Here is a 1,326-nt window from a genome sequence, read left to right as displayed (position 1 = left end):
AAGTTCCTGAGCAACAATAAGTTGCCTAGGATTTTGCCGTGTCAGATTTTTCACTTATCTTAGTGTTGCAATTAGAAAACAAGCGAAAATCGTAACAAGGCGCTGCAAAGGAACAAATAAAATTCGAAAAACTCACACCTTTTGGAGGAATTTTTTCAATCATGGAGAAATTTGACTCCATGCTTTCACCCGTTATCGACTCAACACTGGGTCAGAGATGCAGCAGTATCTTCGGATATCAGTTCAGCGAGATAGTCCGTTCGCTGATGAGCGTTTATTTCTGTGGCGGCTCATGCGTGGAAGATGTAACGTCACAACTGATGCGCCATCTCTCGTATCATCCTACCCTTCGTACATGCAGCTCTGATACCATCCTCAGAGCCATCAAGGAACTGACACAGGAAAACATCTCCTATACTTCCGACCAAGGCAAGACCTATGATTTCAATACTGCAGACAAACTCAACACATTGCTTATAAACGCTTTGGTTTCTACAGGCGAGTTGAAGGAAATTGAGGAATACGATGTTGACTTTGACCATCAGTTCCTTGAAACGGAGAAGTATGATGCAAAACCGACCTACAAAAAGTTCCTCGGCTACAGGCCTGGCGTATATGTTATCGGTGACAAGATAGTCTATATCGAGAACAGCGATGGTAACACGAATGTGCGTTTTCATCAGGCAGACACCCATAAGAGATTCTTCGCTCTTCTGGAATCCCAGAACATCCGTGTAAATCGCTTCAGGGCAGACTGCGGTTCCTGCTCGAAGGAAATCGTCAGTGAGATAGAGAAGCATTGCAAACATTTCTACATCCGTGCCAACCGATGCAGTTCGCTCTACAATGACATCTTTGCTCTGAGAGGATGGAAGACGGAGGAGATTAACGGCATCCAGTTCGAACTCAATTCCATTCTCGTTGAGAAATGGGAAGGCAAGTGCTATCGTCTTGTCATCCAGAGACAAAGACGCAACAGTGGCGACCTTGACCTGTGGGAAGGCGAATACACTTACCGTTGTATTCTGACCAACGATTACAAGTCATCGACAAGGGACATTGTTGAATTCTACAATCTGCGTGGCGGCAAGGAACGTATCTTTGACGACATGAACAACGGATTCGGTTGGAGCAGGCTCCCCAAGTCATTCATGGCGGAGAATACTGTCTTTCTTCTGCTTACTGCATTGATACACAATTTCTACAAGACCATCATGAGCAGGCTTGACACCAAGGCTTTTGGGCTCAAGAAAACGAGTCGCATAAAGGCTTTTGTCTTCAGATTCATCTCCGTACCTGCCAAGTGGATCATGACTGCAAGGCAAT

General features: G+C 45.1%; 1 protein-coding gene. It reads left to right on the top strand.

Annotated elements, in window-relative coordinates:
• Positions 1-161 precede the first annotated feature (161 nt).
• Positions 162-1,326, top strand: a 1,165-nt coding sequence (locus CIK94_RS06190; protein WP_094421951.1) for an IS1380-like element IS612 family transposase, incomplete at its 3' end; no start/stop codon positions are given.

The sequence above is a fragment of the Prevotella sp. P4-51 genome, from assembly GCF_002251455.1.
Classification (GTDB): domain Bacteria; phylum Bacteroidota; class Bacteroidia; order Bacteroidales; family Bacteroidaceae; genus Prevotella.
Note: the sequence above shows the minus strand (reverse complement) of the source record. Positions and strands in the feature narration are given on the sequence as shown.